Source organism: Dickeya sp. CFBP 2040, assembly GCF_012273755.1.
GTDB lineage: Bacteria > Pseudomonadota > Gammaproteobacteria > Enterobacterales > Enterobacteriaceae > Dickeya > Dickeya poaceiphila.
Genome location: NZ_JAAVXH010000034.1, coordinates 1 through 16073, shown reverse-complemented (window position 1 = coordinate 16073; position 16073 = coordinate 1). Strand labels below are relative to the sequence as shown.

Sequence of the window (16073 nt, the reverse complement as noted above, 5' to 3'; positions counted from 1 at the left end):
CGCTACCTGGTGTTTGTCCGTCACATTTTTATCAAGGGCCTTTTCTGACATGGCAGAGAAAGAAAATACGAAAAGGAATCGTCGCGAGGAAATTCTGCAGGCTCTGGCGCAGATGCTGGAATCCAGCGACGGCAGTCAACGCATCACCACCGCCAAGCTGGCCGCCACCGTCGGCGTTTCAGAAGCCGCGCTTTATCGGCATTTTCCCAGCAAAACGCGGATGTTTGACAGCCTGATCGAATTTATTGAAGACAGCCTGACCACCCGCATCAACCTGATTCTGCAGGATGAAAAAGACACCTTTAACCGGCTGCGACTGATTTTGTTGCTGATTCTCGGCTTTGCGGAGAAAAATCCCGGTTTAACGCGCATTATCACCGGCCATGCGCTGATGTTCGAACAGGACCGCTTGCAAGGCCGCATAAACCAGTTGTTTGACCGCATCGAATCTCAACTGCGTCAGGTACTGCGCGAACACAAACTACGCGGCGGCGCAGCGTTCCGCCATGACGAAACGCTGCTGGCCAGCCAGTTGCTGGCGTACTGCGAGGGCATACTCTCGCGCTTTATCCGCTCAGAGTTCCGCACCCTGCCCACACAGGACTTCGATATCCGCTGGCCGCTGCTGGCCGCCCAGCTTCAGTAAACGCACTGCGTGGCAAATCGCCACGCCGCTTACTCCACGCCTTGCATGTTACACGCCGAATTGTGCGCGATAGGCCTGCACCGCGTCCAGATGCGCGGCCATTTCCGGCTTCTCCGCCAGCCAGGCAATCAGATCGCCCAGCGTGATAATCGACGTCACGTTGCACTGGTAATCACGCTCCACTTCCTGAATCGCAGACAATTCACCACGACCGCACTCCTGTCTGTCCAGTGCTATCAGCACGCCCGCAAGCGTTGCGCCCTGTGCAGCAATGATCTCCATCGACTCACGAATGGCGGTTCCGGCGGTAATCACATCGTCCACCAGCATGATGCGGCCTTTCAGCGGACTACCGACCAGACTGCCGCCTTCGCCATGATCCTTGGCCTCTTTACGGTTAAAGCAGTAGGGCACATCACGGTCATGGTGCTCCGCCAACGCCACCGCGGTGGTGGTGGCAATCGGAATTCCCTTGTAGGCAGGGCCGAACAATACGTCGAATTCGACATCGGCATCCATCAAAGCCTCGGCATAAAAGCGCCCCAGCAACGCCAGATCGCGCCCGGTATTAAATAACCCGGCATTGAAGAAATAGGGACTGATGCGCCCGGATTTCAGGGTAAATTCGCCGAATTTCAACACCTGCTTGCTGAGTGCGAATTCGATAAACTGGCGCTGGTAGGCTTTCATGGCTCCCTCTCCTGTAACGACGCCGGAAGGCAGGATAACGTCCGCCTTCCTGACGACATAGCATAAAAAATGATGGCATAAAAAAGCGACCACCGGGGTCGCTTTGAAAAATCAGTTAGCCAGCACGGCCTTCTGCGCATTGACAATATCGCCGATGCCCTGACGCGCCAGCGCCAGTAACGATAACAACTCGTCGTGGCTGAATGGTTCGCCCTCGGCAGTGCCCTGCACCTCAATGATGCGGCCATCTTCGGTCATCACCACATTCATGTCGGTTTCTGCGGCGGAGTCTTCCACGTATTCCAGGTCGCACACCGCTTCGCCATTGACGATCCCGACCGATACCGCCGCCACCATGCCTTTCAGCGGGCTGGCTTTCAGCTTGCCGCTGGCCACCATGCCATTTAACGCATCGGCCAGCGCTACACAGGCGCCGGTGATGGATGCGGTGCGGGTGCCGCCATCGGCCTGCAACACATCGCAATCCAGCGTAATGGTGTATTCACCCAGCTTGTTCAGGTCCACGGCGGCGCGCAGCGAACGGGCGATCAGACGCTGAATTTCCAGCGTGCGGCCCCCCTGTTTGCCTTTCGCCGCTTCGCGGGCATTACGGCTATGGGTAGAACGCGGCAGCATACCGTATTCAGCGGTAATCCAGCCTTGTCCCTGGCCTTTCAGAAAACGCGGTACCCCTTCTTCCACTGTGGCGTTGCACAACACCTTGGTATCGCCAAACTCCACCAGCACCGATCCTTCAGCATGTTTGGTGTAATGACGGGTTAATGTGAGAGGGCGAATTTGCTGGGCACTTCGGCCTGTTGGGCGCATGGATCGTCTCCGGGCAGGTTCATTAAACTGGCGCGCATTATACGGTCTTCCCCCTGCCCTGCCTACCCGCCCGTCACGATTAAAACTTCATCACTTTTTCCGGCAGCGTCGCGGCGGTAATGCCGCCCTTCCTGATTTTCAGACACGTAACACCCGACGCGCCAGGTGGCGATACGGCTGATGGCCTTTTAAACACGGCCACCGTCGGGCTTTTCCGTCAATACAAAAGATTTTGATCTGACTGCTGCGACATAACCCACCGGTATACCCTTCGCCTGTTTTTCATAAATAACCATTAAATAACAATATATTAGAAAAACAAAACCCATACCCTAAAGTTATACCCTACCCATAAACAAGCATTCGTCAGGAAAAAATCATCGTGGAATAGTCTTAGACATCTCTTTTTATGCAACCACTCTGCAACCACCGGATAAAAACATCATGCTGATTCCACAACCTTACCTGCTTTTTCTTGGCGACGTGACCGATCCACTGGCGGTGAAAACGGCACGCGGCATTCACACCTGGCGCCCCGAACAGTGCGTAGGGCAGTTGCGTCTACCGGGCAGCACGGTGTCGCTGGGGCTTGATGATCTGGATATTCCAGCGGCCACGGCGCGTGGCGCCAAAACGCTGGTGCTGGGCACCGCCAATGCCGGTGGTTTCCTGCCGCCACACTGGCTGGATACCGTGCGCACCGCCATCGAAGCCGGTATGAACGTCGCCAACGGTTTGCACCAGCGGCTGACAGACGTGCCCGGATTACAGGCGCTGGCGGAACAACATCAGGTACAACTGTTCGATATTCGGCATATGCGCCCGGAACTGACCGTCGGCAGCGGCAAGAAGCGCAGCGGTAAACGTGTACTGACCGTCGGCACCGACTGCTCGGTTGGCAAAATGTACACCTCGCTGGCGCTGGAAGCCGCCATGCGTGCGCAGGGGATGAAGGCGGATTTCCGTGCCACCGGTCAAACCGGGGTGCTGGTTGCAGGCGACGGCATCGCCATTGACGCGGTGATCGCCGATTTTATCGCCGGTGCGGCGGAAGCGCTGTCTCCTGCCAACGACGACGACCATTGGGATATCGTTGAAGGTCAAGGGTCGCTGTTTCACCCGTCCTACGCCGGGGTAACCACCGGTCTTATCCACGGTGCCCAGCCGCACTGGCTGGTGATGTGCCACGAAATGGGACGTCCGCACATGCGTCACCTGCCCCATCAACCGATGGTGGAACTGGATGAGTGTGTGGACGCCTGCCTGCGTGCCGCCCGCGTCACCAACCCGGATGTGCAACTGGCCGGTTTCGCCATCAACACCTCCAACTATGGCGAACAGGCAGCGCGTGATTACTGTCGTGGACTGAGCGAGCGCTTCGGCGTTCCCGCCACCGATCCGATCCGCTTCGGTATCGATGAGATTGCGACGCTGCTGAAAACCCAGGGATAACCCGATGCGACAGATGCAAATTGAAACCGTAGAACTGCCGCTGGCCCGTCCGTTCGCCATTTCCCGCGGCACCCGTACCGCAGTTACTGTGGTGCGAGTCACGCTGGAAGAACACGGCTTTATTGGCCGGGGGGAATGCACTCCTACGGCGCACTATCAGGAAACCGCCGACAGCGTGACGCGCCAGTTGGAAAACGTACGTCAGGCGGTGGAAAACGGCATTGGTCTGGAAGCACTGCAACAGTCGTTGCCGCCGGGATCGGCGCGTAATGCGTTGGACTGCGCCCTGTGGCGGCTCAATGCTGCGCTTGCCAGACAAACGCTGTGGCAGCACCTCGCCATTGAGCCGCCGCAGTCGATCATTACCGCTGAAACCCTGAGTCTCGACAGCGTGGAAAACATGGCGAACGCCGCCAAAGAAGCGGTTTCTCGTGGCGCGCTGCTGCTGAAAATCAAACTCGACCGGGAACAGATTCTGGAAAAAGTGGCGGCGATTCGCCAGTCCGCGCCCGACGTGACGCTGATTGTCGATGCCAACGAAGCCTGGGGTGGACTGGCGCTGGAACCGCTGTTGCATCAGCTGGCCGCGTATCGCATCGCCATGGTGGAACAGCCGCTGCCCGCCGGGCAAGACAGTGCGCTGGCGGCCTTTAAACACGCCCTTCCGGTGTGCGCCGACGAAAGCTGCCACCACCGTGGCGACATTGCCGCGCTGTGCGACCGCTACGAGATGATCAACATCAAGCTGGACAAGTGCGGCGGGCTGACCGAAGCGCTGGCGATGGTGACACAGGCGCGTCAGTACGGCCTGCGCATCATGGTGGGCTGTATGCTCGGCTCCTCGCTGGCAATGGAAGCCGCCATGCCGGTGGCGCTGGCGGCTGAACACGTTGACCTGGACGGCCCTATCTGGCTGGCAGCCGACAGTTCACCGTACCTGACCTATAAACGTGGCCGCATCTGGCTGTGACAGAACCTACCGGAGTGACCATGACGGATACCACCTCAACCGCAATCCCGGCGGCGACCGTGTCCAACCCGGCACCGCAACCGGTGCTGGAGATAGACGACCTGAGCGTTAGCTTCAGCGGTCGCTCCGGCACCCATCTGGCGCTCAAGGGCGTCTCTTTCAGCCTCAACAAAGGGGAAGTGGTCGCCGTGGTCGGCGAGAGCGGTTCCGGCAAGTCGGTCACCTCGCTGACGGTCATGGGGCTGCTGGCGGCGTCTGCCCGCATTGAACGTGGCGGCATCCGCTTTACCGATAGTTCTGGCCGCCGCCACGATCTGCTGACCCTGAAGGACGACGCTCGTCGCCGCCTGCGTGGCCGCGACATGGCGATGATCTTTCAGGAGCCGATGACCTCGCTCAACCCGGTGCTGAAGGTGGGCGATCAACTCACCGAGGCGCTGCTGGACCACCAGATGTGCGATGCCGCCAGCGCCGACCGTAAAGCACGCGAGCTGCTGCGCAAAGTGCGCATCGCCGACATCGACCGGGTGATGAACAGCCACCCGCACTCGCTGTCCGGCGGGATGCGTCAACGGGTGATGATTGCTCAGGCGCTGGCCTGCGACCCGCAGTTACTGATCGCCGACGAACCCACCACCGCGCTGGATGTGACGGTGCAGGCGCGCATCCTGCAAATCCTGCGCGACCTGCAACGCCAGAGCAACATGTCGGTGTTGTTCATCACCCACGATATGGGCGTGGTGGCGGAAATCGCTGACCGTGTGGTGGTGATGTACCGCGGCGAGGTGGTGGAACAGGGCACGGTCGAGGAGATTTTCAACCGCCCACAGCACGACTACACCAAGGCACTGTTGGCAGCGGTGCCTCGACTGGGCGATATGCGCAACAGCGCCTGGCCTAAGCGCTTCCCACTGCTGGGACAGCAAAACGCGACGGCAGAGCCGGATCACATGACCGCACGTTATGACGCCCCGCCGCTGCTCGATATCCGTAGCCTGAAAGTGTACTACCCGATACGCAGCGGCATTCTCTCTTCCGTCACTCATCGGGTACATGCGGTGGAGCAAATTGATTTCGCCGTCTGGCCGGGGGAAACGCTGGCGATCGTCGGCGAATCCGGCTGCGGCAAATCCACCACCGGGCGGGCATTGTTGCGTCTGGTGGAAAGCCAGACCGATAACCTGTTGTTTGACGGGCAGGAGATTGCTGGCCTGCACAACCGCGATTTCCAGCCGCTGCGCCGCAAAATGCAGATGGTGTTTCAGGACCCCTATGCCTCGCTCAACCCGCGTCTGACCGTCGGCTTCACCATCGCCGAGCCGCTGCTGCTGCACGGGCTAGTGAAATCGCTGGAAGAGGCCACGCCACAGGTGCAGGCGCTGCTGAAAAGCGTCGGTCTGCAACCGGAACACGCGCAACGTTATCCGCACGAATTTTCCGGCGGCCAGCGCCAGCGTATCGCCATCGCCCGTGCCATGGCGCTGCACCCTCAGGTGATCATTGCCGATGAAGCGGTATCGGCGCTCGATGTGTCGATTCAGGCGCAGGTGGTCAACCTGATGATGGATTTACAGCAGAAGACCGGCGTGTCGTGGATTTTCATCTCCCACGACATGGCGGTGGTGGAACGCATCGCCAACCGCGTAGCGGTGATGTACCTCGGTCAGATTGTGGAAATCGGCCCGCGCCAGTCGGTGTTCAACAACCCGCAGCATCCGTATACCCGACGCCTGCTGGCGTCGGTGCCGATAGCCGACCCAGGCCGCCGCTATACACGCGAGCTGGACGACAGCGAAATCCCCTCGCCGCTGCGCAAGGCGAACGAGGTGGTAGAAAAAGCACGTTACCGCGAAGTCGCTCCGCACCATTGGGTAAGTGAAGCCGGGCTTGAGCCATCCGTCAGTAGCAGTAAACCGTAGTAATAAGTAGTGAACCGAGTAATTAGTGAACCAGGTAAGTAGTAAACCGTAATACCGTCCAACACCAGGGACACCTCACTGCCCGTGGGCAGTCATCGCGTCAGCAATGTACTGATCGTGATGAAAATTAAGCAGTAATAAAAAACCAGTAATAAAAACAATAACCGAAAGCAGCACAACAACCAGCAACACACACCATTTACAGGAGACACCATGAAATCGTTACTACCCGCAGTAACTTCACGTCGTTCCGCCGTCGCACTGGGGCTGTCATTGTGTCTGGCCGCTGCGGCTCAGGCTCAGGATCTGCGCATTTCCATCTATGCCGACATCACCGGGCTGGACCCGCACGACACCTCGGATACCCTGAGCTACTCCATCCAGAGCGGCATCTTCGAACGTCTGTTCCAGTTCGATGAGCAGATGAAACTGGTGCCGCAACTGGCGACCGGTTACACCGGCAACGCCGATGCCACTGAATACACCATCACGCTGCGCGAGGGCGTGACCTTTCAGGACGGTACGCCGTTCAACGCCGACGCGGTAAAAGCCAACCTTGACCGTCTGGCTGACCAGAGCAAAGGACTCAAGCGCAACAGCCTGTTCAATATGATCAAGAACGTGACGGTGTTGTCGCCGACACAGGTAAAAATCGAGCTGAATAAATCCTTCGGTGCGTTTATCAACACCCTGGCGCACCCGTCTGCGGTGATGCACAGCCCGGCGGCGTTGCAACAGTACCCGGACGAAACCCAGTTGCGCGTACACCCGGTCGGCACCGGTCCGTTCAAGTTTGTCGAATGGCAACAGGGCAAAGACGTCAAACTGACCAAATACGACAACTACTGGCAGAAAGGCTGGCCGAAAGTTGATAACGTCACCTTCTACCCGTCGCCGGAAGACGCCACCCGCGTCGCATCGCTGAAATCCGGCCAGTCCGACGCTATCTATCCGCTGCCGTCCGATCTGGTAAAAACCGTTGAAGATGACGCCAAACTGGCTATCCAGCGTGACCCCAGCATCTATCTGTTCTATATGGCTATCAACACCCAGCACGGACCACTGAGTGATGTGCGGGTACGTCAGGCGTTGAACTTCGCCATCAACCGTACTATCTGGCTGAAAGTCGGTTTTGCCGGCATGGGCCTGCCTGCCGCCTCTGCCATGGCGCCGCGCGTACAGTTCTTTGCCAGCCAGAGCGAGCCGAACTATAGCTATAGCCCCGCTAAAGCGAAGGAACTGTTGAAAGAGGCCGGTTACGAAAAAGGGCTGGAACTGAAACTGTGGACCACCAACCGTACCGACTATATTCGCAGCGCCCAGTTCTTCAAACAGCAGTTGGAGCAGGTCGGTATTAAAGTCACCGTCACCCCAATGGACTCCGGCGCACGCAACGAAAAACTGTTCGGCGTGAAAGACCCCAAACAGGCTGAATTCGACTTGTACTACGGCGGCTGGTCACCGTCTACCGGTGATGCCGACTGGGCGCTGCGTCCACTGTTCGCGACAGAATCCTGGGTGCCGAAAGCTTACAACGTCTCTTACTACAGCAACCCGGATGTGGACAAGGCTATCGTCGCCGGTCTGGCGACCTCGGATAACAGCAAACGCGCCGCCGCGTATGCCGATGCTCAGAAACTGATCTGGAAAGACGCGCCGGTGGTGTTCCTGGGCGTGCCGGACAACCTGGTGGGTAAAGTGAAAAATCTGTCTGGCGTTTACATGCTGGCGGACGGTTCGCTGATCTTCGATCAGGCTGAGTTCAAGTAATCGCACAGGGGATCGCCATGTTTGCTTATATCGTCCGACGTTTGCTGGAAATGATCCCGGTTTTGCTGGTGATCTCCCTGTTGGTGTTCGGTTTTATCAAGCTGTTGCCGGGTGACCCGGCACGGATCTATGCCGGCCCTGACGCCCCCATCGAGGCGGTGGAAGCCGCCCGTGAGCGTTTGGGGTTGAACGATCCGCTGCCGCAGCAGTACCTCAACTGGCTGGCCGGGTTGGTACACGGTGATCTTGGTATCACCTACCGTACCCAGCAGCCGGTGTTGAGCGTCATCCAGAAAAGTTTTATGCCGACACTGTGGCTGGCGCTGGCTGGTTTCGTCTGGTCGGTGATCCTCGGCCTGCTGATCGGCGTGTTTGCCGCCCTTAAACGCGGCAAATGGCAGGACTGGTCACTGATGAGCCTGGCCGTAGGCGGCATCTCAATGCCGCCGTTCTGGCTCGGCCTGCTATTAATCCAATTCGTCGCCATGCCGTTCGGCGTGTTCTCCGTCAGCGGTTACAACAAACCCGCCGACATCATTCTGCCGGCGCTGACGCTGGGGGCCTCGGTGGCCGCCGTGATGGCGCGCTTTACCCGCTCGGCGTTTCTGGAAGTGATGCAGGAAGATTATGTCCGCACCGCCCGCGCCAAAGGGCTGCGTCAGCGGCTGATCGTCTGGAAACACGTGATGCGCAATGCGCTGATTCCGGTTATCACCATGCTTGGGTTGCAGTTCGGTTTTCTGCTGGGCGGCTCGATTGTGGTGGAAAGCGTATTCAACTGGCCGGGGCTAGGCTGGTTGTTGATAGAGTCCATCAAAACGCAGGATCAACCGGTGATTCAGGCGCTGGTGATGCTGTTCGTGTTTGAATTTATCCTGATTAATCTGCTGGTTGACCTGCTGTACGCCGTGGTGAACCCGGCCATTCGTCTGCGTTAGGAGCTGCGATGAACACTTCTCAAGAGCCGACCGCGGCGACCTTTTCCGCCCTGAACGACAACGCGATTCGTTCACCGTGGCGCGATTTTCTGCACGCGTTTATCCGTAACCCGATGGCGCTGGCCTCCGGCGGTTTTGCTCTATTGCTGGTGCTCGTTGCGGTGTTCGCCCCCTGGCTGGCACCGTGGAACCCAATGGAGCCGGACTGGATGGCGCTCGGCGCAGCGCCTTCCGCCGACCACTGGATGGGCACCGACGATTTGGGCCGCGACGTGATGAGCCGCATTATTTACGGCGCACGCATTTCGCTTTACATCGGCATCATCTCGGTCACGCTAGGGATGCTGGTGGGCATCGCCCTCGGTTTACTGGCGGGCTATTATGGCCGCAGTATCGACATGCTGATCATGCGCGGCTGCGACGTGCTGTTCGCTTTTCCCGGTATGTTGCTGGCGATTGCGGTGGTGGCAATCCTCGGCCCCGGTCTCAATAACGTGATTATTGCGGTAGCGGTGTTCAGTGTGCCGGTATTCGCCCGCATCGTGCGCGCCTCTACGTTATCGCTCAAGCAGGCGGCTTATGTTGAAGCGGTGCGCTGTGCCGGCGCGCCGGACCGGGTGATTCTGCTGCGTCATATTCTGCCGGGTACGCTGCCGAATGTGATTGTGTATTTCACCATGCGTATCGGCACCAGCATCCTGACCGCCGCCGGGCTGAGTTTCATTGGTCTGGGACCAGAGCCGGACGTGCCCGAATGGGGCAACATTCTGGCGATGAGCCGCAGCATGATGATGGCAGGCCAATGGCACGTCAGCGTATTCCCCGGTTTAGCTATTTTCTGCACCGTGCTGGCCTTTAACCTGCTGGGCGATGCGCTGCGCGACACGCTGGACCCGAAACTAAAAAGCTAAGCGAAAAGACCATGACACCTTATCAACAGGCGCAACTGATACCGCTGCTGCAACGCTGGCGGACAGAGCGGCAACTCGGCACGCCGCGCCTGCCCTGCGGCCCGCATAATCGCCTGAGCGACGTACCCGGCGTGCGGGTCGGCCATGCTACTCTGGCCGAGGGCGAGATTCAGACCGGCGTCACCGCCATCCTGCCGAACAGCGACAACCTGTTTACACAACCGTTGCCCTGCAGCGCGGCGGTGCTCAACGGCTTCGCCAAACCGGTAGGGCTGGTGCAGATTGAAGAACTGGGACAATTACAAACCCCCATCCTGCTCAGCAACACCCTGTCAGTCGGCACACTGTTCACCACGCTGGTGCGCGACGCGATTGGCCGCAATCCCGAACTGGGCCGCCGTTTGCCGACCGTCAATCCGCTGGCGCTGGAGTGCAACGACGGCTGGCTTAACGACATTCAGGCGCTGGCGGTGACCGAAGCGATGGCACGCGCGGCGCTGGATAGCGCCACGGCGGATTTCGCCCGCGGCAGCGTCGGCGCCGGGCGCGGCATGAGCTGCTTCGCGCTCAAAGGCGGCATCGGCACCGCCTCCCGGCGGATTCCCGCGCTGAACGCCACCCTTGGTGTACTGGTACTGGCCAATTTCGGCACGCTTTCGGCCCTGACGTTAGACGGCGTGCAGGTGGGTGAAGCCATTGCGCCGCTGCTGCCGGAACTGACGCCCCAGCGCGATGCCGGTTCCATCATCATTATTATGGCGACCGACGCCGCGCTTGATGCCCGCCAGTTGACCCGCATCGCCCGCCGTGCCGGTGCTGGTCTGGGGCGGCTCGGCAGCTATTGGGGTCACGGCTCCGGCGATATCGCCGTCGCCTTTTCTACCCAACCGACGCCGCAGCCGCTGGAAGACGCACAGCTGGAACCGCTGCTCAACGCCGCCGCCGATGCTACCGAACACGCGGTGCTGGATGCGCTGTTACAGGCTGAGGCCGTCACCGGTTTTCGCGGCCACCATCGCCCGGCCCTGACGCAGGTACTGGACCGGCTGGCACAAGATTTCGCATAACCGCCTGAGAACAGGCGATAAGGACGCTGACATGAAAGTATTTATTTCTGCGGATATCGAAGGTATCGCGGGTGTAATGCGCCCGGAACAGTGCAGCCCCGGCACGCCGGAATACCAGATCGCGCGCGGGCTGATGGAGCAGGAAGTGAACGCCGCCATCGAAGGCGCGTTTGCCGGAGGCGCCAGCGAGGTGGTAGTGGCCGACAGCCATGCCGCCATGACCAACCTGCGCGCTGAAAACATCGACCCACGCGCCCGGCTGGTGCAGGGCAAACCACGCGGTTTGTCGATGGTGGAAGGGCTGCAACAGCAGCAATTCGATGGCCTGATGTTTATCGGCTACCACAGCGCCGCCGGAGAACATGGCGTGCTGGCGCACACCATTAATGGCCGGGCGTTCTACCGGGTGCGCATCAACGGCGAAGTGATGGGCGAAAGCGACATCTACGCCGCGGCTGGCGCTGAACTCAACACCCCGCTGTGGCTGGTCAGTGGCGACGACACACTGCAAAGCTGGATCAACCGCTACTACCCGGCAGCCAACTACGCCTGCGTGAAACGCGCCATTTCTCAGACCGCGGCAGAATCGCTCAGCCCGGAAGCCGCGCGCAACGCTATCCGGCTGGCGGCGACGCAAGCGGTGCAACAGGCGCATAAAGAAACCACTACCCGTTTGCAGCCGCCGTATGAACTGGAACTGATGGTCGCCAAACCGGTGCTGGCAGACCTGTTCTGCCTGATTCCGGGCGTCATCCGCAAAGACGCGGTCACCGTGGGCTATCAGTCGCCCACCATCGCGCCAGTCATCAGCCTTCTGGGCGCCTTTTCCTATCTGGCAACCACGCAGAATTAATGCCCTGAACATTAAGGAAGTACATCCAGGATGAAACCGGTTATTGTAATTCATGGCGGCGCGGGTGCGCTCAGCCGCACCGCGATGGACAGCGAAAAAGAACAACGCTATCGCGCCACGTTGCAGGCGATTGTCACCTGTGGGCAGGAGATTCTGGCTGCCAACGGCAGCGCGCTGGATGCCGTCACCGAAGCCGTACGTTTGCTGGAAGAGTGCCCGTTGTTCAATGCCGGCAAAGGAGCCGTGTTTACCCACCTCGGCACCCATGAACTGGATGCCAGCATCATGGATGGCCGCTCGCTGGACGCCGGTGCCATCGCCGGGGTTAACCACATCCGCAATCCGATTCTGGCAGCCCGTGCGGTGCTGGAGTGCAGTCCGCACGTGATGTTCACCGCAGAAGGCGCAGAAGCATTCGCCCGTGAGCAAGGGCTGGAGATGGTCGAGCCGGATTTTTTCTCTACTGATGAACGCTACCAGCAGTTGCTGAAAGCACAGGCAGGTGATGGAAAGATCCTGCTGGATCACGACGGTGAACACCAGACGCAGGGCGCCGATCCGCTCGATCCGGATCGCAAATTCGGTACGGTCGGCGCCGTGGCGCTGGACGCCACCGGTAATCTGGCAGCGGCGACCTCCACTGGCGGCATGACCAACAAACGCGCCGGGCGCGTCGGCGACTCGCCGATCATCGGTGCCGGCTGCTACGCCAACAACCGCACCGTCGCCGTCTCCTGCACCGGCACCGGCGAGGTGTTTATGCGAACCGTCGCCGCCTATGACGTCTCGGCGCTGATGGAATACGGCAATCTGCCGCTGTCGCAGGCCGCTGACAAGGTCGTGATGGAAAAAGTGCTGGCGCTGGGCGGTAGCGGCGGGCTTATCGCTGTTGACTACCAGGGCAATATCGCACTGCCGTTCAACAGCGAAGGCATGTACCGCGGCTACGGTTACGTCGGCGAGGAAGCGGTAGTGGGGATTTACCGGGAAGGAAGCTGCACATAACCGGTTAGCCCCTGTGCTTCCAGACCCTGTATTTCCACGCCCTGCAACACCGACTGACCAGGCGTGACGGGCACGTTGACGACAGCAGCCTGCGGCGTTGCACGATAACGTACGTAACGCCGGCCCTGTTCATCGGTCTGTATCGCCTGTGGCGCAACGGCAATCCCCTGCTCATTGCGATACAAAATCACCGCCAGCCGGGCGCTCATGCCAAGGCGCACTGGCTGACTGCGTTCTGACAGCGGACTGTCAATGGCAACCACCACATCGTAATACGCTCCGGTACCTTGCCCTTCCGTGGCGTTGGTCTGCATGGCGATAGTAGCGATATGCCCATCCAGCACCTGCCCGGCAAAACCATCGCCGCTAATTTGTACTGGCATACCTTCTCGTAACAGATGCAGATCCGTTTCTTCTACCCGCGTCAGCACCTCAAAGTGATCCTGACCGATAACCGTCAACAGCGAGACTCCCGGCGTCACCGCGATGCCCGGTTGTACCATCATCGGTTTGTTGCTCTGTGGCGTGGCCGCTCGCACAATAAACCCCGCTACCGGGGCGACGACGTCACGCCGTGCATACATCGCCTCCAGCGTCTGATAACGCGACTGCGCGTTAAGCAGCTCCATCTCGGCAATCTTGCGCTCTTCTCCCTGCCCACGAGCCAGTATCGCCGTCAATTCTTCTTGTGCGCTGATCACATCCTGACGCTGGGTGCTCACCTGCTGCATCAGTGTGTCAACCTCCATGCGAGCGACAATACCCCGTGCGAACAGCGCCTGCGTATCACGCAAACTGGCCTCGGTCTGGCTAAGCGACTGTCTGGCATGGCTTAACGCACGCCGTGCACGGGCCACGTCGGTACTGCTGTCCCATTGGCGTAATTGTTGTACCTCGCGCTGCACCTTCAGTACGTCGGCCTCGGCCTGCCGCATCTGAATGACCAGCTGTGCCGGGTCCAGCGTCAGCAAGATTTGTCCTTTCTCAACCTGCTGCCCTTCTTGTACCCGCACCTCACGAACCACGCCTTCAAATGGGGCTGTCAGCGTGATGCGCGTCGCCGCCTGAATTTGCCCGACCAGACCCAGCTGGGTTTCCAGACGCTGTGGCGCAATGGGCATCCAGCGTTCCGATGCCGCTGTTGCCGTTGAGTCTGACGGCGGCGTCCACCGCCACCAGAGCACAACAAGCAGCACGATCACCAGCAGGATGGTCAGGAACCTTGCGATACCGCCTGATGGCAGCGCCCACTGTTTAGGTGTCAAAAATTTAATCATTTAACGCGATATCCCAACTTTCCAGTGTGGTGCCAAGCGTTTGGTCCAGCATCGCCTGCGCATTCAGGTAGCTAATCAACGCATTGAGTCGTGCATTTTCCGCATTGCGCAAATCGTTTTCGAAACTCAGTACCTGAAAGTTGCTGGAGCGGCCAGCCGTCAGCTTTTCCCGCTCTATTTCCAGCTTACGGCGCGACAAATCGCGAGCGCGCTGGGCGATTTCAAACTGACGCCAGCGCACCCCGATAGCCCTGACCGCGTTAGTCACATCGCGCTCAAGTTGCTGGCGCGCTTCTGCCAGTTGCAACGCCTGATTGCGTACCCTGACCTGTGCCTGAATATCCGCCTGCTGGCGGCTCATATCCCCAATCGGGATATCTACCTGCACCCCAACATAGTTTTCCCAGGTGCGCGAATGGCCGCTCACGGTATTGCTGTCGCTCACCTGACTGCGCCCCCCCACCAGCGACACATCCCACAACCGCTCGTTACGCGCCACCGTCAGATTGATCTGAGCCTGTTCCGCGCCAATCAATTGGCTCAGATAAGTCGGCTGAGATGCCTGCGCCTGCCTGAGCGCCTGAGCGGCATCGACATCAATACGCGATGCCTGCATGGCATCCGTCGCCACAATCGGCGTGTTCAGGCCAAGAGCCAGCAACTGCAATAGCGCCAGCCGGCTGGTCTCCTGCTGATTACGCGCCTCTTCATAACTGAGTTCCTGAGTGGCGACTTCGGCTTCGGTTTGCACTATCTCAAATTCCGCCATCCGGCCTGCGGCAATCATCGCCCGGTTGACATCCAGCAGTTGCCGCGCCCGTTCCAGTGCATCCTGTGCTATCTGCACCTGTTCTTGCGCCCGCAGTAAATCACGATACGCGATGATGACCTGGGTGATCGTCTGCGAGACGGTCGATTTCAGGCCCAGCCGGTTCATCTGCTCCGTCAGTTGCGCCAGCCGCACCGGCGCGGCGGCAACATCCCGGCCTGCGCCACGCAGTAGTGGCTGGATAACGGAAATATTCGCGCCATCGTTACGCGATACCCCGGCGACATCCGCCTGCGTATGGCGTACGGTCCAGCCCAGGCTCATGCGCGTACCGTAGGGCGTAAGCAAGGTGGAGGTGGGCGTCAGGCTGCCCTGTCGATAACTATCCGCCTGATTTCGCGCCGACAAATAGCTGCCACTGAGCGCCAGCTTGGGGGTAAAACGGTCTTCAGCCACCCGCAGATCAAATTTCTGCGCCACCCGGTCAAGGTAGGCGCTGCGAATAGCGCGGTTATCACGTAGCCCAAGATAGATCGCGTCACTGAGTGTCAGTTCAATACGCTGGGCATTCGGCAAAGCGTTGGCTGAGAATGACGAGGAGCCTGCACGGGTTGCCTGCGACGGGTTCAGGGCCGCCGCGGCAAAGCCTGCAGGAACAGTCAGCAACACCATCAGCGATAACAGGCGCACGTTATTCATCACGCAGCGCCCTGACAGGTTGCAGACGGGCCGCCGACAGCGCCGGATTCAGGCCAAAAAACAGCCCAGCCAGCACCGAGCTGCCCACGCCCAATAACAACGAGAGTGGTGCAAAGACAAACCCCGCCCAGCCGGAAACCACCACAAACAGCCAGGCCACCCCCACTCCGGCCAGCGCACCCAGCAGCGCCCCCGCGGTAGTCAGAGCGACAGCTTCCAGCAGGAACAGACTGGCGATGTCGCGGGGCCGGGCGCCCAACGCCATTCGCACTCCTATTT

At 59.6% G+C, this 16073-nt stretch carries 15 protein-coding genes; 10 read left to right on the top strand and 5 right to left on the bottom strand.

Annotation, left to right across the window (positions count from 1 at the left end):
• The first annotated feature begins 49 nt into the window (after window positions 1-49).
• Window positions 50-646: a nucleoid occlusion factor SlmA gene (slmA, locus tag Dpoa2040_RS05375; protein WP_042873463.1), complete on the top strand. Its 597-nt coding sequence runs from the start codon at window positions 50-52 to the stop codon at window positions 644-646.
• A gap of 48 nt (window positions 647-694) precedes the next feature.
• Here slmA and pyrE read toward each other — a convergent pair whose 3' ends face one another.
• Both pyrE and rph read right to left on the bottom strand, forming a co-directional pair.
• Window positions 695-1336, bottom strand: coding sequence for an orotate phosphoribosyltransferase (gene pyrE, locus Dpoa2040_RS05370; RefSeq protein ID WP_168640556.1), 642 nt, complete (start codon window positions 1334-1336; stop codon window positions 695-697).
• A 111-nt stretch (window positions 1337-1447) separates the two neighbouring features.
• Window positions 1448-2164 carry a ribonuclease PH gene (gene rph / locus Dpoa2040_RS05365; protein ID WP_042873467.1) on the bottom strand — a complete coding sequence of 239 codons (717 nt, stop codon included), beginning with the start codon at window positions 2162-2164 and terminating at the stop codon, window positions 1448-1450.
• Between the two features lie 444 nt (window positions 2165-2608).
• Between rph and dgcN the strand changes: the two genes are divergently transcribed.
• The 9 genes from dgcN to Dpoa2040_RS05320 all read left to right on the top strand — a co-directional run bounded on the left by dgcN (window position 2609) and on the right by Dpoa2040_RS05320 (window position 13049).
• The gene (dgcN, locus tag Dpoa2040_RS05360; RefSeq protein WP_168640555.1) at window positions 2609-3616 is read left to right on the top strand and encodes an N-acetyltransferase DgcN; all 1008 of its coding nucleotides are present in this window, start codon (window positions 2609-2611) and stop codon (window positions 3614-3616) included.
• Between the two features lie 4 nt (window positions 3617-3620).
• Window positions 3621-4586 (top strand): N-acetyl-D-Glu racemase DgcA, encoded by a 966-nt coding sequence (gene dgcA, locus Dpoa2040_RS05355; protein ID WP_168640554.1) that lies wholly within the window; start codon window positions 3621-3623, stop codon window positions 4584-4586.
• A gap of 20 nt (window positions 4587-4606) precedes the next feature.
• Window positions 4607-6505, top strand: a complete 1899-nt coding sequence (locus Dpoa2040_RS05350) for an ABC transporter ATP-binding protein (protein WP_168640553.1) — start codon at window positions 4607-4609, stop codon at window positions 6503-6505.
• A 213-nt stretch (window positions 6506-6718) separates the two neighbouring features.
• A complete protein-coding gene (locus tag Dpoa2040_RS05345; protein WP_168640552.1) occupies window positions 6719-8275 on the top strand; it encodes a glutathione ABC transporter substrate-binding protein in 1557 nt (518 codons plus the stop codon).
• A 17-nt stretch (window positions 8276-8292) separates the two neighbouring features.
• A complete protein-coding gene (locus tag Dpoa2040_RS05340) occupies window positions 8293-9213 on the top strand; it encodes an ABC transporter permease (RefSeq protein WP_168640551.1) in 921 nt (306 codons plus the stop codon).
• Window positions 9214-9221: 8 nt separating this feature from the next.
• Complete coding sequence (locus tag Dpoa2040_RS05335; protein ID WP_168640550.1) at window positions 9222-10124, top strand: ABC transporter permease subunit; 903 nt, start codon at window positions 9222-9224, stop codon at window positions 10122-10124.
• Window positions 10125-10135: 11 nt separating this feature from the next.
• Window positions 10136-11191, top strand: a complete 1056-nt coding sequence (locus Dpoa2040_RS05330; RefSeq protein ID WP_168640549.1) for a P1 family peptidase — start codon at window positions 10136-10138, stop codon at window positions 11189-11191.
• 31 nt (window positions 11192-11222) lie between these two features.
• The gene (locus Dpoa2040_RS05325) at window positions 11223-12044 is read left to right on the top strand and encodes a M55 family metallopeptidase (RefSeq protein WP_168640548.1); all 822 of its coding nucleotides are present in this window, start codon (window positions 11223-11225) and stop codon (window positions 12042-12044) included.
• A 30-nt stretch (window positions 12045-12074) separates the two neighbouring features.
• Complete coding sequence (locus Dpoa2040_RS05320; RefSeq protein ID WP_168640547.1) at window positions 12075-13049, top strand: isoaspartyl peptidase/L-asparaginase family protein; 975 nt, start codon at window positions 12075-12077, stop codon at window positions 13047-13049.
• Here Dpoa2040_RS05320 and Dpoa2040_RS05315 read toward each other — a convergent pair.
• The 3 genes from Dpoa2040_RS05315 to Dpoa2040_RS05305 form a co-directional block, all read right to left on the bottom strand.
• A complete protein-coding gene (locus Dpoa2040_RS05315) occupies window positions 13025-14326 on the bottom strand; it encodes an HlyD family secretion protein (protein ID WP_168640546.1) in 1302 nt (433 codons plus the stop codon). The genes Dpoa2040_RS05320 and Dpoa2040_RS05315 overlap by 25 nt on opposite strands.
• Entirely contained in the window at window positions 14319-15767 is a 1449-nt protein-coding gene (locus Dpoa2040_RS05310) for a TolC family protein (RefSeq protein WP_227983219.1), read from the bottom strand. The genes Dpoa2040_RS05315 and Dpoa2040_RS05310 overlap by 8 nt, the downstream gene beginning before the upstream one ends.
• A gap of 19 nt (window positions 15768-15786) precedes the next feature.
• Window positions 15787-16073 (bottom strand): ABC transporter permease (locus Dpoa2040_RS05305; RefSeq protein ID WP_168640545.1); only part of this gene is annotated, 287 nt, incomplete at its 5' end.

Bases quoted from the DNA above. Each gene is read 5' to 3' on its own strand.
- pyrE (WP_168640556.1), bottom strand. From the start codon at position 1,336: ATGAAAGCCTACCAGCGCCAGTTTATCGAATTCGCACTCAGCAAGCAG.
- Dpoa2040_RS05315 (WP_168640546.1), bottom strand. From the start codon at position 14,326: ATGATTAAATTTTTGACACCTAAACAGTGGGCGCTGCCATCAGGCGGT.
- slmA (WP_042873463.1), top strand. From the start codon at position 50: ATGGCAGAGAAAGAAAATACGAAAAGGAATCGTCGCGAGGAAATTCTG.
- Dpoa2040_RS05345 (WP_168640552.1), top strand. From the start codon at position 6,719: ATGAAATCGTTACTACCCGCAGTAACTTCACGTCGTTCCGCCGTCGCA.
- Dpoa2040_RS05350 (WP_168640553.1), top strand. From the start codon at position 4,607: ATGACGGATACCACCTCAACCGCAATCCCGGCGGCGACCGTGTCCAAC.
- dgcA (WP_168640554.1), top strand. From the start codon at position 3,621: ATGCGACAGATGCAAATTGAAACCGTAGAACTGCCGCTGGCCCGTCCG.
- Dpoa2040_RS05340 (WP_168640551.1), top strand. From the start codon at position 8,293: ATGTTTGCTTATATCGTCCGACGTTTGCTGGAAATGATCCCGGTTTTG.
- Dpoa2040_RS05325 (WP_168640548.1), top strand. From the start codon at position 11,223: ATGAAAGTATTTATTTCTGCGGATATCGAAGGTATCGCGGGTGTAATG.
- Dpoa2040_RS05310 (WP_227983219.1), bottom strand. From the start codon at position 15,767: ATGGTGTTGCTGACTGTTCCTGCAGGCTTTGCCGCGGCGGCCCTGAAC.
- rph (WP_042873467.1), bottom strand. From the start codon at position 2,164: ATGCGCCCAACAGGCCGAAGTGCCCAGCAAATTCGCCCTCTCACATTA.
- Dpoa2040_RS05320 (WP_168640547.1), top strand. From the start codon at position 12,075: ATGAAACCGGTTATTGTAATTCATGGCGGCGCGGGTGCGCTCAGCCGC.
- Dpoa2040_RS05330 (WP_168640549.1), top strand. From the start codon at position 10,136: ATGACACCTTATCAACAGGCGCAACTGATACCGCTGCTGCAACGCTGG.
- dgcN (WP_168640555.1), top strand. From the start codon at position 2,609: ATGCTGATTCCACAACCTTACCTGCTTTTTCTTGGCGACGTGACCGAT.
- Dpoa2040_RS05335 (WP_168640550.1), top strand. From the start codon at position 9,222: ATGAACACTTCTCAAGAGCCGACCGCGGCGACCTTTTCCGCCCTGAAC.